The 20,542-nt window shown below is 46.9% G+C and carries 15 protein-coding genes; 12 read left to right on the top strand and 3 right to left on the bottom strand.

Features of this window, described 5'->3' with window-relative positions; genetic code table 11:
- Positions 1-21: 21 nt before the first annotated feature.
- The 4 genes from PV783_RS23090 to PV783_RS23075 all read left to right on the top strand — a co-directional run bounded on the left by PV783_RS23090 (position 22) and on the right by PV783_RS23075 (position 4,914).
- Positions 22-2,136, top strand: a complete 2,115-nt coding sequence (locus tag PV783_RS23090; RefSeq protein WP_420989750.1) for a carboxy terminal-processing peptidase — start codon at positions 22-24, stop codon at positions 2,134-2,136.
- Between the two features lie 70 nt (positions 2,137-2,206).
- Positions 2,207-3,364 carry a redoxin domain-containing protein gene (locus PV783_RS23085; protein ID WP_420989749.1) on the top strand — a complete coding sequence of 386 codons (1,158 nt, stop codon included), beginning with the start codon at positions 2,207-2,209 and terminating at the stop codon, positions 3,362-3,364.
- Between the two features lie 88 nt (positions 3,365-3,452).
- Positions 3,453-4,433, top strand: coding sequence for a thioredoxin-like domain-containing protein (locus tag PV783_RS23080; RefSeq protein WP_420989748.1), 981 nt, complete (start codon positions 3,453-3,455; stop codon positions 4,431-4,433).
- Between the two features lie 13 nt (positions 4,434-4,446).
- Positions 4,447-4,914, top strand: coding sequence for an LEA type 2 family protein (locus tag PV783_RS23075; protein ID WP_420989747.1), 468 nt, complete (start codon positions 4,447-4,449; stop codon positions 4,912-4,914).
- Positions 4,915-4,943: 29 nt separating this feature from the next.
- Here PV783_RS23075 and PV783_RS23070 read toward each other — a convergent pair whose 3' ends face one another.
- Both PV783_RS23070 and PV783_RS23065 read right to left on the bottom strand, forming a co-directional pair.
- Positions 4,944-5,858 carry a terpene synthase family protein gene (locus tag PV783_RS23070; protein ID WP_420989746.1) on the bottom strand — a complete coding sequence of 305 codons (915 nt, stop codon included), beginning with the start codon at positions 5,856-5,858 and terminating at the stop codon, positions 4,944-4,946.
- Between the two features lie 147 nt (positions 5,859-6,005).
- Positions 6,006-7,190 carry a vWA domain-containing protein gene (locus PV783_RS23065; RefSeq protein ID WP_420989745.1) on the bottom strand — a complete coding sequence of 395 codons (1,185 nt, stop codon included), beginning with the start codon at positions 7,188-7,190 and terminating at the stop codon, positions 6,006-6,008.
- A gap of 50 nt (positions 7,191-7,240) precedes the next feature.
- Between PV783_RS23065 and PV783_RS23060 the strand changes: the two genes are divergently transcribed.
- The 4 genes from PV783_RS23060 (at position 7,241) to PV783_RS23045 (ending at position 11,655) form a co-directional block, all read left to right on the top strand.
- A complete protein-coding gene (locus tag PV783_RS23060; RefSeq protein ID WP_420989744.1) occupies positions 7,241-9,136 on the top strand; it encodes a tetratricopeptide repeat-containing sensor histidine kinase in 1,896 nt (631 codons plus the stop codon).
- Positions 9,133-9,888, top strand: a complete 756-nt coding sequence (locus tag PV783_RS23055; RefSeq protein WP_420989743.1) for a LytR/AlgR family response regulator transcription factor — start codon at positions 9,133-9,135, stop codon at positions 9,886-9,888. Before PV783_RS23060 ends, PV783_RS23055 begins: the two co-directional genes overlap by 4 nt.
- A gap of 57 nt (positions 9,889-9,945) precedes the next feature.
- Complete coding sequence (locus PV783_RS23050) at positions 9,946-10,836, top strand: helix-turn-helix domain-containing protein (RefSeq protein WP_336388149.1); 891 nt, start codon at positions 9,946-9,948, stop codon at positions 10,834-10,836.
- Between the two features lie 69 nt (positions 10,837-10,905).
- On the top strand, positions 10,906-11,655 hold the full coding sequence (locus PV783_RS23045) for an SDR family oxidoreductase (RefSeq protein ID WP_420989742.1): 750 nt from the start codon (positions 10,906-10,908) through the stop codon (positions 11,653-11,655).
- A gap of 69 nt (positions 11,656-11,724) precedes the next feature.
- On the opposite strand, the gene PV783_RS23040 is transcribed toward PV783_RS23045, so the two are convergent.
- Positions 11,725-12,738 (bottom strand): LacI family DNA-binding transcriptional regulator, encoded by a 1,014-nt coding sequence (locus tag PV783_RS23040; RefSeq protein WP_079472518.1) that lies wholly within the window; start codon positions 12,736-12,738, stop codon positions 11,725-11,727.
- 338 nt (positions 12,739-13,076) lie between these two features.
- Between PV783_RS23040 and PV783_RS23035 the strand changes: the two genes are divergently transcribed.
- The 4 genes from PV783_RS23035 to PV783_RS23020 are packed head-to-tail and all read left to right on the top strand — an operon-like array spanning position 13,077 to position 20,536.
- A complete protein-coding gene (locus tag PV783_RS23035) occupies positions 13,077-16,244 on the top strand; it encodes a SusC/RagA family TonB-linked outer membrane protein (protein ID WP_420989741.1) in 3,168 nt (1,055 codons plus the stop codon).
- A gap of 20 nt (positions 16,245-16,264) precedes the next feature.
- On the top strand, positions 16,265-17,872 hold the full coding sequence (locus PV783_RS23030) for a RagB/SusD family nutrient uptake outer membrane protein (protein ID WP_420989740.1): 1,608 nt from the start codon (positions 16,265-16,267) through the stop codon (positions 17,870-17,872).
- A 23-nt stretch (positions 17,873-17,895) separates the two neighbouring features.
- Complete coding sequence (locus PV783_RS23025) at positions 17,896-18,786, top strand: DUF5017 domain-containing protein (RefSeq protein WP_420989739.1); 891 nt, start codon at positions 17,896-17,898, stop codon at positions 18,784-18,786.
- A gap of 31 nt (positions 18,787-18,817) precedes the next feature.
- On the top strand, positions 18,818-20,536 hold the full coding sequence (locus PV783_RS23020; RefSeq protein WP_420989738.1) for a sodium:solute symporter family protein: 1,719 nt from the start codon (positions 18,818-18,820) through the stop codon (positions 20,534-20,536).
- The last annotated feature ends 6 nt before the right edge of the window (positions 20,537-20,542 follow it).

Genomic DNA, 20,542 nt, shown 5'->3' with positions numbered 1-20,542 from the left:
TATCCGCATTAATATTTTTATATGAAAACATTAAAAGGAGCGCAACTCCTGTTATCGGGCGTGTTTGTCATTGCCGGCTTTACAGTGAATGCCCAGGTGCCCGCCGGTACCGAATACCGCAGCGCCGTTATCACTGCTGCTATCAATAAGGTTACAAAAAAGCACTACCATCCCAAACCCATTGACGACGCCTATTCCGCGGCGGTGTGGAACCGGTTCCTGCATACCCTGGACCCCAACAGCAACCTGTTTCTCCAGGAAGATGTAACTGCCCTCGCGGTGTATAAGAACCAGGTCGACGATCAGCTGAACTCAGGCGCCACTACTTTTTTTGATGCAGCCTATGCGATCTATGAACAACGGGCAGGGGAGGCCAGCCGGCTTTGCCAGAAAATCCTGGCTACGCCTTTCGATCTGAAAAAGAAAGAAACCGTAATGGCCTGGAGAAAAGATCTTCCCTTTTGCGCAGGCAAACAGGAACAGGAAGAACTGTGGCGTAAGCTGCTGAAATATTACACCCTGCGTCACTACATGGAAATGAGTGCAGCCAAAGGCGATACTGCCAAACACCTCGCGGCCGTTGACCCGGTGCTGGAAGCCAAAGCCCGTGAAAAGGTACGTAAATGGTACAGCGATTATTTCCGTCAGACGACCGGGCAACGTGGCGCCGACGATAAATTTGCGCAGTATGTAAGCGCCGCCATGTTTGAAATAGATCCGCATACTACCTATGCTGCGCCACAGGACCGGCTTATGAACGAACAGCTCAACAAACGTTACTACGGACTGGGCATAGAACTGGGTACCAAAGAATCAGATTATTATATAAAAAGATTGCTGCCGGGTGGTACCGCTTACCGCAGCGGACAGGTAAAGGAGAATGATAATATCATCGCCGTTGCCGACAGCAAAGGGGAGATGCTGCCTGTTAACGGGCTTCCGGCCAATGAAGTAACCGGCTTGATCCGCGGTGAAAAAGGAACGGCCGTTACCATGAAGCTGCAGCAGCCCGGTGAAAAAGAAAGAACGGTAACGATAAAAAGAGATGAAGTGATTGACCAGGAAAACAGGGCGAAAAGCGCCGTGATTGAAAAGAACGGAAAGCGCTTTGGCTATATCTTCCTTCCCCTCTTTTACATGGATCCTACCGGTACCAAAATAAACGGATCCGCCAATGATGTAGCCCGCGAAGTAGAGAAGCTCAAGGAGCAGGAAGTGGATGGCATTGTGGTGGATCTGCGTGGCAATGCCGGCGGCTCGCTCGATGAAGTAGTAACAATGGGTTATTGCTTTGTACCCGCCGGCCCTATCACCTGGCTCAGGGGGAAAGACAGTATCCGGATGTATTCCTCTCCGGCTGTTGAGCCTTTGTACGACGGACCATTAACCGTGCTGGTAGATGAAAGCAGCGCTTCTGCTTCTGAAATATTTGCTGCAGCCATGCAGGACCGCGGCCGCGGCATCATTGTGGGCACTTCTTCTTCCTTTGGAAAAGGTACCGCCCAGATGAATATCAATATCGGTAAAATGGGAAATCCGGAGAAAGGCACTGCTGATGTAAACTATGGCAGCATGCGGCTTACCACGGAGAAATTTTACCGCATTAACGGATCATCCACACAGCTGAAAGGCGTGATCCCCGATATTGTGCTGCAGGATAGAATGGAGCTGCAATCCATTATGGAAAAAGATTTTTCTTCTGCGCTGGCATGCGATACCGTGGGCCTGCCTCCGTATCAGCGGCTTACTTTCGGTTTCAATTACCAGGAAGTAGTGCAACACGCACGCATACGGGTGCAGCAAAATCCTGCCTTTGCCACTATCGCCGCAAATACCCGCCAGTTAAAAACGTTGCAGGAGCAACCCACGCCGCTGGATTTATTGTCGTTCGGCGCTGCCTATCAACAGATATCGGGATGTCAGAAAAATATACAACAGGCCAAAGAGCTGAAAGGCAAAGAGGTGCTGACCGTACAGCCATCTATGTTAAGAAACATAAATCCCGCCCGGCAAAAGAATGACGCTGTTAATACTGCTTCTTACAAAGAGTGGCTGGAGAAACTGGGTAAAGATATTTACCTCGCTGAAACCCTGTCGGTGCTGGAAGATATGCTGGCTAACCCGGTAGCGCCATAATTATAATTAATTAACAACAGGCTTCACCCGTTTTGCGGTAATGATTGCCTAATACTTAAACGCACTAATCATGATGAGAAAACTGTTTGCACTCACTTTTTGCATGGGAAGCTTTGCTGCGTATGCGCAGGAGGAAGTGGCTATCATTACGGCCAGGCTGGATAAATCCCCGAATGATACCGTGGTGAACCTGTACGAACCTTATTCCGGTGATACCGCCAGCACCGTCATTAAAAACCACCAGTTCAGGTTAACGATGCCAATGTCTAAAGGAGGAAGCGTATATATTATGCAGATAGGCAGCAACCCGGAACTGGGCGGCGCATTGGTATACCTGGAAAAAGGAAAGATGAACATCACCGGGAAAGGCGGTTATTTTAAAGACGCCACTTTTTCAGGCGACTCCTGGGTAAAGGAATGGGAAGAAGTAATGGACCTCACTTCCCCGGACAAAGGCGATGGTAAGTTGTTTGCAGAGCTGGAACAGAAATACCATAAAGCAATGGAAATAGGTGATGAGGATGCTGCAGAAGCCTACAGCAAACAGGGTAGCGAGGTGGAAAAGAGGCAGAAAGATATACTCCGTAAATGGGTGTTGGCTCATCCGAATTCCGGTGTTACCGGTTATATCATCACGGTATATTTCAGTAAGGATAATAAAGAGATGGAAGCGCTTTACGATGGCCTCGGTGAACACGCAAAAGCCGGCAGGATCCTGCAACGTTGGAAAAACCCGGGTAAAGTAGACCCGTCACTCCTTTCATTAAAGATGAATGAAGAAGGGGAAACACCGGGAAAACCAGGCCAGATAAAGATCGGCGATGCTGCGCCGGCTTTCACCATCCCTGATGTAAATGGTAAAATGGTATCGCTGGGAGATTTCAAAGGCAAGTATGTACTGGTAGATTTCTGGGCCAGCTGGTGCGGTCCCTGCAAACCACAGATCCCTTACCTGAAAGCAGCCAATGAAAAGTTCAAAAATAAAAACTTCGTGATGGTAGGCATCTCGCTGGATTCCAAAAAAGAAGCCTGGGTAAAAGCTATGGAAAAGCACGAGCTGAACTGGCTCAATCTCTCCAGCCTGAAAGGTTGGGGTGACACAGCCGCTGCAGCTTACGGCGCCAGCTACATTCCTTCCAACATATTGATCGGACCAGACGGAAAAATAGTTGCCAGGGATCTTTATGGCGATGCGCTGGATAAAAAATTAATGGAAACAATTAAATAAACTGTTTGAGGTAACACTTCCGCCAGGGGCAACGGCACTATCGCTGTGCTGTTGCCCTTTTTTTGTTTACTAAAAAGATACCATTCATATGCGTTCTATCATTAAAATAATCATCTTCCTGCTGCTGCCCTTGTACAGCCTGGCAGAAGAAGGGTTTGTGATCAAAGGGAAAGTAACGGGCGTCATCAGCGGATACGTAGCTATCCTTGAACATGTTGATGCTGAAGGGAAGCCGGTAATGCTGCCGCCAAGAGTACGGATCGTCAACGGCGAGTTTACCTTTTCCGGGAAACTGGAACACCCGGAGCTGGTACAGTTAAAAGTGAGTACAAAAACAGTACTGGTATTCCTGGAAAATACCAGTTATACTATTGAGTCCAGCCTGGATTCACTGAAAGGAACTTCTTTCAAAGGCGGCCCGTTGAATGATCAGTTTTATACCTATCAGCAGCACAGTAATAAGCCGCCTATGGAATACGTAAAGGACAACCCGTCGCTGGAATTATCGGCCTGGCTGGCCCTGAGGAATGCCTCCACAGCGGAGAAGGCACAGGCAGGTTACGATCTCCTGGACCCTGCAGGGAAAAGTACCTGGCATGGAAAGGCGTTGCTGGCAAAGATTGAATCATTTAAGCGCACCGGCGCAGGCGCTGCATTACCGGAACTGAAACTGACCGATCCCAACGGCCACGCATTTTCCATCGGGGATATGACCGGGAAAATTGTAGTGCTGGATTTCTGGGCGTCCTGGTGCGCTCCCTGCCGCGCTTACATTCCACAGATGCGGAACCATTACAACAAGTTTAAAGAGAAGGGAGTGGTATTTGTAGCTGTATCTGTTGATGACGATAAAGCCAAATGGCAAACTGCTGTGAACGAAACTAAAATGGAGTGGCTGCAGGGACTTACAGAAGGCGGCTTCAAAGCAGGTGCGGGTGTGCAGAAGAACTTTAATATCACCAGCATCCCGTATGTGGTGATAGTAGGGAAAGATGGAAAGATTGCCGCATCACTGGACTTCTATAAAAAAGATCAGCTGGAAAAAGAATTGGATAAACTGGTACAATAAGATAACAAACGATATGACTGTTACACAAAAACTACAACTGTTACTTACCATTATCATTGGCATATTTCTCTCCGGCTGCACGGTGTTTCAAACGCCCGAGCCACGGCTGCCAAAAAAGCTGGCCGTCAGGATTTTTAATATCACGCCACAGCGCGCGGCGCTGAAAATAGAAGGCATCTATTATAATCCTAATAATTTCGGTTTTACGTTTAAAAGCGGCGACCTGGAGCTGATGCTGGATACTTTCCTGTTGGGAAAAGTTCACATTGATACCGTGATAAATGTGCCGGCGCATGCGCTATTCACAGTGCCGGTAACAGTGGCGCCGGATTTCAATAAACTGGGTCAAACAGGCATTAACCTGGAGGACTCTGTACACATTTCTTTCAAGGGTACCATGAAAGGCAGTGTGGGATGGTTCTCCAAAACAATCCATATTGCCTATGATGGCCGGCATTACCTGGACCTGCAAATGAACTGATTTCCCCCGTTGCTGTAAGGTGGCTGGTATCAGTACCTCGCGGAGTACTGATACCAGGAGAGATGTCCCTGGATAATATGCGACAGGTTTTCTATATACCGGCGCACGGTTTTATCCTGCTGCCCAAAATGGGGCAGGTGGTTGCAGGTAAGCACAAATTCTGCTGTAAATTCATTGTGTAGCCGCACTGTTTCCGCATAGGCGCTATCCAGGGTACACTGTTGTTCATGTTGAATGATCAATACCGCATTCATGGCTTCCTTTTCTTCCTCATCCTTTCTGACAGAGAAAATATCGTTGGAAAGCGCTACTATCAGGCTTGTTAGTTTCCTGAGTTGCTTTATTACGGGGTTCTCCAGCACTTCGTTGGTGAGCAGCGTAGTTCCTGTTATTTCTGCGAGATCGGCGGTTGGATACACGCCAATGAGATCTTCCCGGATAACCAGGTAGTCGCTCAGCAGCGGGTAGTGAACAGGGGTTTTGTAACTATATGCGGTAGCGGTTATCATGGTATGGAAGAAGCCTTGCATATCCCTGATAAACCGGTCCATCCATGCTGCTGTTACAAATGAAAGCAGTTCTTTTCTTATCAACGCCGGCTGCAGGAAGAACGCGCTGTCTGTTGCTGCCGGGGGCATGCCTTTGAATATTTCAATGACATGGTTACATGCCTCTCTGAGTTCTTCTACCGGATATGGTCCGTAGTAATCATCAAAGAGAAAGATCCAGAGATTCCATCTGCCCATGGGGATGAGGCGATCGAACGGCGCATCCGGGTGGAAATAGGCCGCCAGCTTGCCAAAGCGGGCGGCCTTAAATTTTTCACGCATGCTTTCGGGGAAGAGGGTATACTCGTTTATCCATGCTGTTGTTTTAGCTTCTATTTCGTCTGCCATTGGATTGATAACATCTGGAAACGGGTAACATAACTGAGTAGGAGACATGATCATAAGAACGGGTTTTACAGCCAGTGGTTTTTATAGGATTTAAAAAGAGATGCCGGGGGATGGCACACTTAAAGATACTTAATAAGGCTGATATTTATTTGCAGTAAAGCCGCCTCATTTAATGATGAGGCGGTCTTTTTTTAATCATTTTTCTGCGGTGTATCCTTTGGCGTTAGCCACCTGGATAATAGACTGGTTGATGGCAGCGCCCAGGTCGTCGATTTTATCAGTTTTCTTTAATGCCTCATCAATATATTTCTGCCGTTGTTTGCCCAGCACGGCGATTTCTTTTTGAATACTTTCCCTTTCCTTGCTTTTCTCTGCCACCAGGGTTGTCAGCTCTGCCTGGCTTTTTTCTTTCAGTTCTTTGGGCAGCTCACTTTTGCTGATGCTTTTTAATACGTTGGGATCTTGTTTCACGCGGTCTACCAGATCCCAGTTGTCGTTTTTATAAACAGCTTTTGATTTGCTTACAAACCGTTCTACAGAGTTGGCGGAAGAGAGAGATTGGGCATTTTTATCCTGCGTTACCTGGTTGCTTTTTCTTAGCTCACCGGAAGCGCCATATGCGATATAGGTTTTGTTGATCCGTTCGTTGCAGGCTTCAATGTTTTTATCATAGGGAGTTTCAATAAAAACCACCTTTCTGTCGGAATCGATATTGAAATACTGGCCATCGCCTTTGTCGGCGCCGTCTTTCCAATGGGTGGCTATTCCTTCCCGTTTATCGCCGCAGTAAATAGTATTTATGAAGATGCTTTTGCTGATGGCCTGCCCTGCGGCGGTTTTATAGCTCACCGGTCCCTGGTTGAAAGGCTCGTTGCCTGCAATATAGATAAGCTTCATATCAGCTTCATCTTTCCCCCACTCGAGTGATTTTACGGCAGATGTGATCACCGCGCCGCAGTATTCTGATCCGCCATTAGTGTGAAGGGCGAATAGTTTTTCGGAGATAAGATCGAGATCGGTGGTCAGCGGGGTTACCTGCCGGATGTAATCATCCGAGCGGGAGAGGCCGTCGTTGCCGTATTCATAGAGCGCGATTTCTATTACAGGCGTTTTACCTTTGTATTTCAGGGTGGTGAGGGTATTGATAATATTCCAGAGTCTTGATTTGGCCTGGTCTATCAGCCCATCCATGCTGTTAGAGGTATCCAGCAGTAAGGCTACCTGTATACGGGTATTGTCGGCGGCGGAAGGAGGGGTAGCGATAACAGGTGGCGGGGTGGCTGTTATGCTTTTTGTTTCCGGGATCGTCTGACCGGTATTATATTTCCATATCAGGAAGCCCGATACCAGTATGGCGCTGGCGAATAGTGTCGTTTTCATGATGTTTGATTTAAGATTACCCCATGAAAATAAAGGGTCTTCTTTAGCCGGTGGGACACCACTTGGTGAAATGGTATATTGAATGGGTGAAATACCTGCCTGCCCGTTCTGAAAAGTCTTATTTTGCGGTAGAATCAATGATCATGGTACGTTACTGTATTTGCATATTTATCTTGTTGGGGTTGTTGTCTGCAGCAACTGCGCAGGATTCTGCCGGCGGCAAGCGTGGTACCTTTCCTGTGTCCAAGGCGGCAAAAGCCCTGAGGAAATCGCTTTCCAATAATGATGATGAACTGCAAACAGCCGGTAAATACGAGGCATTGGCAAAAGAACTGACGGATAAAAGTGAATATGCCAAAGCGGAAGAATATCTTAAAAAAGCGCTGGACATCTACACAAGATTAAATCATAAAGATGCGGCAGCTGCAGGTCGCGCACTGGCAAAAGTGCAGGAAATGCAGAACAAGATTATACCGGCTATACAAAACTACCAGTCCGCCGGCGATGTGGCGATAGATAAAAGCCTGGTGAACATCAACCTCAATGATGCCAACCGCTTGCGGAACAACAGCAACCCCCGGGCGCAAACGAACTACGCCCAATCCAATGTAGACATCATTGAAAAGACCGGCAAGAAAGAAGAAGCCGCGGATGCCTACAAGCAACTGGGAAACAGCCTGCTGCTGGAAAACAATACCTCGGATGCCATCGCCAGTTATAAAAAAGCAATCGAGAAAACCGACAATACCCGGGAGATTGCAGACATCAGCAAGAAAATTTCTAAGGTGTATGTGGAAGGAAATAATATTGATGCCGCCATCCGCATGAATGAAGCGATCCTGGAAAAAGCAAAGCAGGAAGATAATATTGAATTGCAGATAGACCAGGTGCGGGAACTGGCACAACTGTACACCACGAAAAACCTACCGGGAAAAACGGGGAGCCTGTTAGAGGAAGCATACGCGCTGGCATTTAAAAGCGGAAATACCTCAAAAACGAAAGACTGCCTGCTGGCGCTGACCCGCTACTACCGGGAGCAGCAAAAGGAAGCCGTTGCCATGACGCGGTATGACGATTTTCTCCATCGCCTGGATACGCTTATCCGGACCGATAGCTCCCTCGTAGACGCCAGCCTGTTCGACATTACAGAAGGAAAGATCAAAGACCTGGAAAGGGAAAAGGAATTACAACTGGCGCTGATCAGCAATAAAAATAAACTTAACTATTTCCTGATCGCCTCTATACTTGCGATGGTGGTACTGCTGTTCTTTATTGTCCGCTCCCTGTACGCCATCAAAATCAAGAATAAGAAAATTGCGTTGCAGTCGTTGCGGCGGGAAATGAATCCTCACTTTATCTTCAACAGTCTGAATAGCGTAAACCAATACATTGCCGAGAACAAGGAAGTGGAAGCAAACAAATATCTCACTTCCTATTCCGGCCTGATGCGGAATGTGATGGAACATTCCAATAAGGATTTCGTTCCTTTATCTACTGAGATTGAACAGCTGAAAAGCTACCTGGATCTGGAGCAGCTGCGCTTCAGCGATAAATTCATCTACATACTGGATATTGATGAAGCACTGGATACCGATGCCGTCATGATTCCGAATATGCTGATCCAGCCGCACCTGGAAAATGCGGTATGGCATGGGCTCCGGTATAAAGCTACGAAGGGGTTGCTCCGGGTAACATTTCAAAAACAGGCGCAGTTTATTCAGGTGGTGATAGAAGATGATGGGATCGGGCTCACGGAAAGCCGTAAGTTGAAAACCATTCACCAGAAAGCGTATCAATCGAGGGGCATTACCAACACTACGGAACGGATCAGTTTATTGAATGATATTTACCATCTTCATATCCGGTTGCAGATGGAAGAAATAACATTGGAAGGCGCCACCGGTACGCGGGTTGTGCTGCAACTTCCTTTAATGGATAAAAAATGATGTTAACAGAAAAAATCACTTCCGTGATTGTGGAAGACGAAGCAGCTGCCATGGCCGCCTTGCAAAACTACCTCGGGAAATTTTGTCCGCAGGTGGAAGTGGCAGGCACGGCCCAGAACAGCCGGGAAGCCATCGCGTTATTGCATGAGCTGCGGCCGCAACTGGTATTCCTCGATGTGGAAATGCCTTTTGGCAACGCCTTTGACGTACTCGATGGCTGCCAGGATCTTCAGTTTGAAACTATTTTTGTAACGGCCTTTTCTGAATATTCCCTGAAAGCGCTCAACCAGAGCGCTGCCTACTATTTACTGAAGCCGGTGAGCATAGAAGAATTGATCCTGGCAGTTAATAAAGTGCAGCAACAACTTCAACAGAAACACTGGCTGAACAGGAACCGCATCATACTGGAAAACGTCCGGGAAAATAATCCCGGTATGCAACAGGTAATATTACCCACCCTGGATGGATTTGATGTAGTGAAGATGAATGAAATTGTACGTCTGAAAGGGAATGGTAATTTTACAGATGTTTATTTAACCAACGGAAGTAAAAAGATGGTATGCCGTTTTCTGAAACATTTTTCAGAGATGTTACCCCATCCGTTTGTGCGGGTGCATAAATCGCATATCATCAATATCCATTATGTGCAGTCTTATCATAAAGGTGCGGGTGGTTATGTAAGTTTGAATGATGGTACCGCGGTGGAGGTATCGGCGGCTTATAAGGATAATTTGCTAAAGGCGTTTCAGTAGGTATTGCGAGCTATGGACTTTTGATAAACCTTTTGAATAATAGAATACGAACCAGCTATGAAGAGAATTCAGGAGTTTAATGAAATATCAGATTATATTAAAAAAACAGATCTGCCTGCCAGTCCCAGGGTTTCTGACTTTTTCATTTACAGTTGGAGTGGGATAGAGGGAGATGCCTGCGTAAATGAAGTGCCTTATCGCAATCATTATTTCGAAATTATACTTGAAGTGGATCCGGGCTGCGACCTGAGCGTGGATGATTTTGTGTTTCCCGCTGGTCAGAGCCGGCTTTTTTTTGTGAGTCCTTACCGCCTGCTGTCATGCAAAGAAACGAAAATAGGCAGCCCCGGTAATGGGTTTTCTGTTCTCTTCAAGCCTGAATTTATTCATGCTACTTTATCCGGACCGGGGTTTCTGCGGGACTTTCCTTATTTCAGCCATTTAAATTCTCCGGGCGTTACCTTAACCAGCGGGGAGAAAGATGATATTTTAGAGCTTTTGGGTAAGATACAGCAGGAGTATGATGATAGTATTTATGGCAGGGAAATCATCAAAAATTATCTCCATATTCTTTTGCTGAAAGGAAGGAAGTTTTATGAACAACAGGCGTCAACTACCACCAGCTTTAGCCGGGAGCAAAAAATATATAACGCCTTCATGTTGCTGGTACAGGAACATTTCATGAAATCCGATGCAGTGGCCGACTATGCCAAACGCTTATACATCAGCGCCAAGCATCTTTCACAGACCGTAAAAAATGTAAGTGGCAAAAGCGCGCTTCAGATTATTCATCATACAAGGCTGCATCATGCCAAATCACTGATGCGGCAAACCGACCTGACTATTGCACAAATTGCCAGCGAACTCAACTTCGAGAACCCGGATTACTTTTCTGTGTTCTTTAAACGCCTTACCGGCGAAAGCCCTACTCAATTCCGTAGTTCTTAAAGCTTCTCCCGACATTCTCAAAGGAGCCGGTGTAAATGCCCGGTTACCTTTGCATCAAAAGAACTAATAATGAACAGATTTAAAGGTAAAAAGGCGGTGGTAACCGGCGGCACACATGGCATGGGATTAGCCATCGTGGAAAGGCTCCTGGCTGAAGGGGCTGAAGTTATATTTACTGGCCGGAATGAAAAAAAGACAGGAGAAGTTCAACAGGCACTCAATGCAGCAGCAGCATACGGAGTGCGCTCCGATGCTTCCAGTATGGCCGACATACAGGCATTAGGACAGCTTGTTGAGGAACGCTTTGGCCGCGTTGACTATTTATTTATCAATCATGGCACAGCAGAATTCCAGGAGTTGGCGGAGGTAACGGAAGCCTCGTGGGACCAGCACTTTAATGTGAACACAAAAGGAGCTTTCTTCACAGTAAAGCGTCTGGAGCCGCTTATTAATGATGATGGCGCCATCATTTTTACTACTGTCGCCAATGATCGTATTTTTCCCGGTCTGAGCGCTTACTCCGGTTCAAAAGAAGCTGTAAAGGCATTTGCGAAAGTACTTGCGGCAGAGTTACTCCCCAGGAAGATCCGTGTTAACTCAGTTGCTCCGGGCTTCATTATGACTCCAACGATGGGAGTGGCCAACCTGACGGAAGAAGACAGGGAAACATTTATCGCGCAAGGGAATGAAATAACACCCTTGAAACGCCACGGCACCGTTGAAGAGGTAGCTGCTGCAGCGCTGTACCTGGCCGCTGAGGCCACCTTTACCACCGCAATTGAACTGCCGGTGGATGGTGGATTTGCTCAGGGTATCTGAGAATAACACAGAAATGGTAACACAATTGTAAGTTGGAAAACTAACCTGTGAAGGTTAGTTTTTCCATTTTTAACTGGAGTTCCGCACAATCAGTTCTGTTTTCAACACCCGGATAATACTTTTCCATTCTGATACATCGCGGCTGATCTGGTCTATGAGCAGCTGTGCGGCCGTGCCGCCGATTTCTTTTACCGGCTGTGATACCGTGGTTAAAGAAGGATGAATAAGTCCTGATGCAAAGTCGTTGCTGAAGCCCACCACCGCAATATCTTCCGGTACCTGCAAGCCTCTTTTCTTCACCACCTGTATAATTTCAATGGCGGTAGGGTCGTTGATGGCGAAGATGGCATCCGGTGGATGGGGGAGGTTTAAAAGATGGTTTACATAGATATGCACCTTATCGAGGTTCAGATCATATGGGATTACCAGGTCTTCATCCAGTTCAATATTGTTCTTTCTTAAAGCGGCCTTATAGCCGTTCAGTCTTTTCTCACTTATTTTGAGCGAAGGCGGACCGGATAAATGCGCGATCCTTTTCCTGCCTCTTTCAATCAAATGATTTACTGCGCGGAATGCGCCATCATAATCGTCAACAATTACTTTGGGTACATCCATTTCATCACATACCCGGTTAAAAAATACGATGGGAATACCCTTTCGCTGGAATATCTTTAAATGATCGAAGTTCTTTGTTTCTTTGGTAATAGATACCAATACACCATCTACCTGGTTTGCCAGCATCACTTTAGTGTTGGCTACTTCCGTTTCATATGTTTCATTGGATTGGCAGATGACCGTGTTATAGCCGGCTTTGCTGGCTACTTCCTGCGCGCCGATGGTGATATTTGGGAAATAGGAACTGGTAAATTCCGGGACGATGATGCCTATGGTATTTGTTTTCCTGGTAACCAGGCTGATCGCCAGCATATTGCGCTGGTAGTCGAGTTTTTCCGCCAGATCTAATACGGCCTGCCTTGTTACTGCGTTCACACTGGGGTGACCGGTTAAAGCCCGTGATACGGTTGACTTAGAAAGATTAAGCTCTTTCGCAATGTCAACGATGGTGATCTGGTGTCGCTTCATGGGTTATTTTTATGTAAAGAAACACAATTATATCAAAAATGGGAACATTCCCAATTTATGGGAATGTTCCCATTGTCAAAATCATCATTTTTTTTACCATCGGGTAACAGTTAGTTATAATCTTTGGACACATAAATTCTCACGATATGAAAGAACTGTTGCTCTCAACCTCTTTTGCGCCAGCCATGCCTGTACCTGTCACTTTACGCCAATCATCCACGTTTCACATATCGCACCATTACATGGAGTAGGCACCTCCACCGGCGATTTGCCCGGAATAGAATAAAAATATGTGAATGAATCATACAGACTAAAATTCTAAAAACACGTTTGGGGGTATGCACAAAAATGTTTTCTTATCAGCAGGGTATTTGTTGCTCCTGCTCTTTATCATCTTCCCTGCTACGGATGTAGCAGCACAGCAGCCAGCCACGGGGCCTGCCAACAAAATATCAATTACCGGCAAAGTAACGGAAGCCGCAGGCACCGCCCTGGTAGGGGTAACGGTCCGCGTGAAAAACGACAAAACATCCGCCATCACTAATGAAGATGGTATCTATCACATCACCACCAGTAACGCACCCGGCACAACGCTGGTATTCAGCTATATTGGATTTCTGAACAGGGAAGTAAAACTTACTGCCGGAAGAAGTGTGTACAACATTGTACTGGAGCCATCCATAAAAGGACTGAACGATGTGGTGGTAATCGGTTATGGAACTGTAAAAAGAAAAGATGTTACCGGATCAGTAGGCGAATTTAAAATTGCCGACCTGGCAAAAGCGCCGGTACCTTCCTTTGAAGAAGCCCTGGGAGGCCGCGTTGCGGGCGTACAGGTATCTGCCAGCGATGGCCAGCCCGGATCCGCATTGAACATCGTGATCCGCGGTAATAACTCCGTAACACAGGAAAACTCCCCGCTGTATGTGGTAGACGGATTCCCGATGGAAAACCCGTCCAACAACATCTTCAACCCGGAAGAAATAGCCTCCATCGAAGTACTGAAAGACGCCTCGGCCACTGCTATTTACGGTGCCAGGGGCGCCAACGGCGTTATCCTTATCACTACCAAAAAAGGTAAAACCGGCGCGCCAACAGTTACCTATCAAACCTGGATGGGCTTCCAGGAAAATATCAAAAAGCAGAAGATGATGAGCCCTTACGAGTTCGTGAAATACCAGCTGGAACAGAACTCGGCTTTTTATACGCCCATCTACCTCGGTGAAGATAAAACACTCGACGACTATAAGAATGTAAAGGGAATCGACTGGCAGGATCAAATCTTCCGAAAAGCATTTATGCAAAACCACAGCCTCTCCCTGAGAGGTGGTAATGATAAAACAACCTATTCCCTTTCCGGCTCACTGCTGGACCAGAATGGTATCATCATTAACAGCGGCTTTAAACGCTACCAGGGAAGGGCTGTGGTGGATCAGCGGCTGAATGATAAAGTGAAAGCCGGTATCAACGTAAACTATACAGCTACCAAAACTTATGGCGCCGTAGCGTCGCCAACACCCAACGGCCCAACCTCCAGCCTGATGTACAGCGTTTGGGGCTACCGCCCGGTAACCGGCGACTCTTCCAGCGATGCCTCCCTCGTTAATGAACCATTTGATCCGGATGTGGACCCGCTGAATGAATACCGCATGAACCCGATCATCTCTACAAAAAATGAATATAACCCGTTGTTCAATAATACCCTTATTGCCAACGCATATGTGGAATACAACCCGGCAAAATACTTTACGTTAAGAGTAGCAGGCGGTATTACCAAAGAAGCGCAACGGAAAGAAATATTCAATAATTCCAATACCCGCCTCGGAAATCCAAAGAGCAGTATACTCGGTATCAATGGCTCCGTAAGCAACCTGGAAAGAACCAACTGGCTCAATGAAAATACCCTCACTTACGCCAGGGTGATCAACAAAGATCATAACCTGAATGTATTGGGTGGTTTCACAATGCAGAAGTCGGCTTACTATAGCTATGGCTTCTCCGCCAGCCAGCTGCCCAATGAATCGCTGGGGATGAGTGGCCTGGATGAAGGGATCATCAATACCGCACCTACGGCAAAATCATCCAATGCGCTGATGTCTTTTCTTGGTCGCGTTAACTACGGCTATAAATCACGCTACCTGCTTACGCTGTCGTTCCGTGCCGATGGTTCTTCCAAATTCCCCGACAACAACCGTTGGGCTTATTTCCCTTCCGGTGCGGTGGCCTGGAGGATCATCGAAGAATCTTTCATGAAAAATTTATCTTTCCTGTCAGATGCTAAAATACGCGCAGGATATGGTACCACCGGGAACAACCGGGTAGGGGATTTTGCTTATCTCACTTCGCTGCAGCTGTTCCCTTACTCCGGCTATAGCTTTGGCAACTCGCCCGTGCAGGGCATTATTCCCAGCAACCTGGGATTCCCCAAGCTGAAATGGGAAACCACCGCGCAAACAGATATCGGGATAGACCTGGGTTTCCTGAAGAACAGGATCATGTTTACCGCTGATTATTATAAGAAGAATACAAAAGACCTGTTGCTAAACGCAACACTGGCGCCGTCTTCAGGTTACCTGAGCGGTATCCGGAATATCGGTAAAGTGTCTAACGAAGGACTGGAGTTTTCTGTGAACACTATGAACGTTCAGCATAAAAAGTTCACCTGGTCTACCAGTTTCAACATCTCCTTCAACCGCAACAAAGTAATACAGCTGAACGAAGGCGAACCCAGTTACGCCTCCCGCATCACCTGGGGTAACTTTAATAACGCTTATCCATATATCGCTATACCGGGTCATCCGATTGCCTCGTTTTATGGATTTATATTCGACGGCGTTTACCAGTACAGCGACTTTGACCAGTCGAACGGAACGTATGTGCTGAAAGATAAAGTGCCCAACAACGGTAATCCAAGAAGCAGCATCCAGCCGGGATACATTAAGTTTAAAGATATTAACGGCGACGGACAGGTGGATAACAGCGATCTTACCATCATCGGTAATCCTAACCCGATACACACCGGCGGGATCTCCAATAATTTCACGTACAAAAACTTCGACCTGAACGTATTCTTCCAGTGGAGCTATGGCAACGATATCCTGAATGCCAACCGCATAGAATTTGAAAACGGTGATGTAACCAGGTCTTTCCTGAATATGTTTGCCAGCTACGCGGATCGCTGGACACCCGAAAATCAAACCAATAAATTATATAAAGTAGGCGGACAGGGACCATTGGTATATTCTTCCCGCACTATTGAAGATGGCTCTTACCTGCGTCTTAAAACCGTGGCACTAGGCTATAATTTGCCTGCAGCGTTGCTGAAACAGGCTAAAATAAAAGGACTGCGGGTGTATACTTCCGCACAAAATCTCATTACCTGGACCAATTACTCAGGACTCGATCCTGAAGTTTCTGTAAGGCAATCGGCTTTAACACCGGGCTTCGACTGGTCCGCGTATCCGAAGGCAAGAACCATCACCTTCGGACTGGATGTGACCTTTTAACGAACTAAAAAGCTGCGATTATGAAACCAAACAACATAAAATTATCTCCCGTTAGAAAAATAACAACACTCTTTCTGCTATGCATTTTTGCCGGCAGTACATTCACTGCCTGCAACAAATTCCTGGACACCAAGCCGGAAGATTTTGTAACACCGGAAAATTATTATAATACAGAAGCCGATCTGGACAGAGCCCTGAATGGCGTGTACAACAGGCTGATAGATAATTTCGGAAGAATGTATTCCCGGGGACTGTACAGCTTCCTGTCCATGAGCGATGAATTCTTCTACAAGAATATTACCGTGAATAATTTAAAGGTGATGGATTTCGACGCCGGTCAGCTGGACGTAGGCAAACTCTGGGAAGTGGCCTACCAGGGCATCGACCGCGCCAACCTGTTACTCGAAAATGTGGACAAGCCAAAGATGGATGAAAAAAAGAGAGGCGCTATTAAAGGCCAGGCGCTTTTTTTAAGGGCATACTATTATTTTATCCTGGTAGATAACTACGGTGGCGTGCCATTGAAATTGTCTTCCACCAAATCGCCTGTAGAACCCGCGCTGCCCCGCTCTTCTGTGGCAGAGGTGTATGCTTCCATCCTCAATGATATGAAAGCAGCCGAACCGCTGGTAAACGATATCAGTACCTATACCAATAATGAAAGGGTGACCACCACCGCCGTGCAGGCCATCCTGGCAAAGGTATATCTCACCATGGCCGGCGAGCCACTGAAAGATGTATCAAAATATGCGGATGCATTAACCTATGTCAACAAAGTAATCGCCTCCGGTAAGCATTCCCTGAACCCGGATTACAGCGCTATCTTCATCAATCACTCTAAAGATATTAATGAGTCGAAAGAATGCCTGTGGGAAATAGGCATGTATGGCAATCAGCAGGGATCTACACAGCTCGCAGGCGGAGTCGGCATTGAAAATGGTGTGGAATCGCCGGACGATAACGTAGGTTATTCAAATGGCCCGGTACATCCTTCTGCAAGGTTATTCAACCTGTTTGCGGCAGAAGATAAGCGAAGGGATTGGAACATCGCGCCGTACAAGTATTCCATTGTGAATGGCGTTGTTACCAAAGTGGCGTATACCCCCGCGCAGATCTATGAACGTACTGCCGGCAAATGGCGTCGTGAGTATGAAACGCAGGTGCCCAAAAACAGGTCCTATAATTCTACCAACTTCCCCGTGATCCGGTATGCAGATGTACTGCTGATGAAAGCTGAAGCAGAAAATGCGGTGAACGGACCGGTAGCAGAGGCTTACGAGGCTATTAACATGGTAAGAAGAAGGGGCTATGGCAAACCACCGGCCACACCGGATGCCACCGTTGACCTGCCCGCAGGTTTGGGAAAAGATGAATTCCTCGAAGCCGTGCAGGACGAACGGGCCAGGGAGCTTAGCTTTGAAGGGGCACGTAAGCACGACCTGATCCGCTGGGGATTGTACCTGTCGAAGATGCAGTCGCTGGCCGCTGAAGTAGCCGCATCAGCGCCATCTGCATGGAAATATTCAGGTAATGCCGCAAAGAATACAACAGCCAGGAACGTACTGTTTCCTATTCCTACTACAGAAACAACCATTAATCACCTGGCAGAACAGAACAAGGGTTGGTAACGCCGCGCTAAAAAGTAATTAATATGCGAAATTCATTATACCTGTTGATCATTGTTATTATATTTATCTCCTGCGCAAAGGAGAAAGTAACAACACCGTCGCTGGAAGTAACTACCTCCTCACTTACGTATAAAGCAGGAGATACCGTTACCTTTAACTTTACCGGCAACCCGGACAATATCACCTTTTATTCCGGTGAACCCGGCCACAACTACGAATTCAGGGACCGCACCACTGCAGAAAATGATCTGCAGATAAATTTCAAATCACTGGTGCAGTTTGGACTGGTCTACAAAAATCTGCAACTGCTGGTGTCTAACAACTATTCCGGTGCAGCAGATACCACCAGTGTAAGGGCCGCCACCTGGACGGATATTTCGGACCGCGCTGTATTTTCCACCGGGCAGGACAATACACCGTCAGGTACCATTAGCCTGAAAGAATTTGCGGACCCGAAAAATACTGCCGCCCGCATTTACGTTGCTTTTAAATATACAGACTATAAAAAAACACAGGGACAAAACCGCTGGGTGATCCGGACTTTTGAAGCCAATAATATTTCAGCAGATGGTGTAGTATCGCCGTTAGCCGTATTGTCAAGCGGGGGCTGGAAAGCATTCGACTTTAAAAACCCTGCATCCGTGTGGTCGGTTACTACCGCGCAGCTGTTGATGTTTGGCGGTAATAAAGATGCAGATGATAATGAAGACTGGGTGATCACCAAAGGGTTTGATCCCTTCTATATTAAGCCGGATGCAGGGGTGGCGCTGAAAAATATCAGCACTGTGCTGCCTTCGTATAAATACGTTTACGCCAAACCGGGTACTTATAAAGTAATATTTGATGTATCTGCGGTACGTTACAATGGTGAAAAGAGAACAACAAAAGAACTTACATTAACTATCACCCCATAGCTGAAAAGCGGGGGTTAAACGGAAGCATTTGATGAACACTGTAATCGATACGTCAGTCATTATTGTATTTTCCTTATTTATTATGCTGGTGGGTTTCTCCTTTTCAAGGACAGGGAGAAACCTCAAGTCATTCTTTGCCGCAGGCGAATCAGTACCCTGGTTTATCGGGGGGCTCTCACTTTTCATGAGCTTCTTTTCCGCAGGCACTTTCGTGGCATGGGGTTCCATCGCCTATAAATACGGATGGGTAGCCATCACCATACAATGGACCATGTGTATCGGCGGACTCGTAACAGGACTGTACCTCGCTCCCCGGTGGAAAGCCACCGGCAACCTCACCGCAGCGGAATTTATCAGGGAGCGTTTGGGTGTAGATGTGCAGAAGATCTATATCTACATTTTCATGGTGGTGTCGTTACTGATCAAAGGTTCTGTGCTGTATTCTGTGGCCAGGCTGGTAAGCGCTTCGCTCGGACTGCCACTGATGCCGTCTACCGTGGTGCTGGGCCTGTTTATGATTGCCTATACCGCCGTTGGTGGGCTCTGGGCGGTAATGGTAACAGATATATTGCAGTTCGTGATCCTCACGGCGGCCATACTTATTATTATCCCCCTGGCCTTTGATGCCGCAGGCGGCGTGCAGCATTTCCTGCATTTCTCACCCGAAGGGTTTTTCAGCGTGGTGAATGGTGAATATACCTGGGGCTTTATCCTGGCTTTTGCATTGTACCACGTGTTTTATATCGGCGGCAACTGGACGTTTGTACAGCGTTATACCAGCGTGGATGTACCCCGGTCCGCATCAAAAGTGGCTTATCTTTTTGCAGGGTTGTATATTATCAGTCCCGTGCTCTGGATGCTGCCGCCCATGTTGTATAAAAGTATCAATCCGGGTTTGCAGGGACTTGAAACAGAAAACGCTTACCTGATGATGTGCCAGCACGTGTTGCCGGCCGGCCTCATGGGACTCATTCTTACGGGGATGTATTTCTCTACGTCTGCATCAGCGAACACCGCGTTGAATGTGGTGTCGGCTGTTTTTACAAATGATATCTACAAAGGTTCTATCAACCCAAAAGCATCTGACAAAAAACTGATGAGCATCGCCCGGATCTCCTCCTGGTTCTTTGGATTGGGAATGATAGGCATCGCCTTAATTGTGCCTTATATAGGTGGTATCGTTGAATTTACGCTGAGCATAGGTGCTGTTACCGGTGGGCCGTTGCTGGCGCCGCCCATATGGGCGCTGTTTTCAAAACGGCTAACGGGGAAGGCTACACTATACATTACCGGTATCAGCCTGGCTACTAATCTTGTATTTAAAATTATCCTTCCGTTGGTATATGGCACCGGTTTAAGTCGTGCTAACGAAATGCTGCTGGGTGTAGGCTTACCTTTTATAATGCTGGCGCTGTACGAAGTATACGCTTATTATAAAGGACTCACCAGTGATGAATATACACAGCTCAAAGCGTTGAGAATACAGCGTAAGGAAACTGTACGGGAAATAGATGAAAAAGAAGAACTGGAGATAAGAAAGCAAAACAAATTCGGCCTGAAAGTAATTGCTTTTTCCCTTTCGTTTATTGCTTTGCTGTTATTCGGACTGTGTTTCTTTTCCGGGAAAAGTGCCACACTGGTAGCTGGTATTGCCACGGTGATCCTATTAACAGCTGCTATTCCGCTCCGGGCATCCCGGAAGGTGAAAGTGGGCCCGGTAATAGCACCGGCAGCGCATTTAGTAAATTAAAAAGAT

Source organism: Chitinophaga sp. CC14 (assembly GCF_048957795.1).
Lineage (GTDB): Bacteria > Bacteroidota > Bacteroidia > Chitinophagales > Chitinophagaceae > Chitinophaga > Chitinophaga ginsengisegetis.
This window is presented reverse-complemented; position numbering and strand designations above follow the sequence as displayed.

Excerpts from the sequence above, each read along its gene's own strand:
- PV783_RS23045 (WP_420989742.1), top strand. The coding sequence starts at position 10,906 with ATGAACAGATTTAAAGGTAAAAAGGCGGTGGTAACCGGCGGCACACAT.
- PV783_RS23030 (WP_420989740.1), top strand. The coding sequence starts at position 16,265 with ATGAAACCAAACAACATAAAATTATCTCCCGTTAGAAAAATAACAACA.
- PV783_RS23090 (WP_420989750.1), top strand. The coding sequence starts at position 22 with ATGAAAACATTAAAAGGAGCGCAACTCCTGTTATCGGGCGTGTTTGTC.
- PV783_RS23020 (WP_420989738.1), top strand. The coding sequence starts at position 18,818 with ATGAACACTGTAATCGATACGTCAGTCATTATTGTATTTTCCTTATTT.
- PV783_RS23065 (WP_420989745.1), bottom strand. The coding sequence starts at position 7,190 with ATGAAAACGACACTATTCGCCAGCGCCATACTGGTATCGGGCTTCCTG.
- PV783_RS23040 (WP_079472518.1), bottom strand. The coding sequence starts at position 12,738 with ATGAAGCGACACCAGATCACCATCGTTGACATTGCGAAAGAGCTTAAT.
- PV783_RS23035 (WP_420989741.1), top strand. The coding sequence starts at position 13,077 with ATGCACAAAAATGTTTTCTTATCAGCAGGGTATTTGTTGCTCCTGCTC.
- PV783_RS23050 (WP_336388149.1), top strand. The coding sequence starts at position 9,946 with ATGAAGAGAATTCAGGAGTTTAATGAAATATCAGATTATATTAAAAAA.
- PV783_RS23070 (WP_420989746.1), bottom strand. The coding sequence starts at position 5,858 with ATGTCTCCTACTCAGTTATGTTACCCGTTTCCAGATGTTATCAATCCA.
- PV783_RS23085 (WP_420989749.1), top strand. The coding sequence starts at position 2,207 with ATGATGAGAAAACTGTTTGCACTCACTTTTTGCATGGGAAGCTTTGCT.
- PV783_RS23025 (WP_420989739.1), top strand. The coding sequence starts at position 17,896 with ATGCGAAATTCATTATACCTGTTGATCATTGTTATTATATTTATCTCC.
- PV783_RS23055 (WP_420989743.1), top strand. The coding sequence starts at position 9,133 with ATGATGTTAACAGAAAAAATCACTTCCGTGATTGTGGAAGACGAAGCA.
- PV783_RS23075 (WP_420989747.1), top strand. The coding sequence starts at position 4,447 with ATGACTGTTACACAAAAACTACAACTGTTACTTACCATTATCATTGGC.
- PV783_RS23080 (WP_420989748.1), top strand. The coding sequence starts at position 3,453 with ATGCGTTCTATCATTAAAATAATCATCTTCCTGCTGCTGCCCTTGTAC.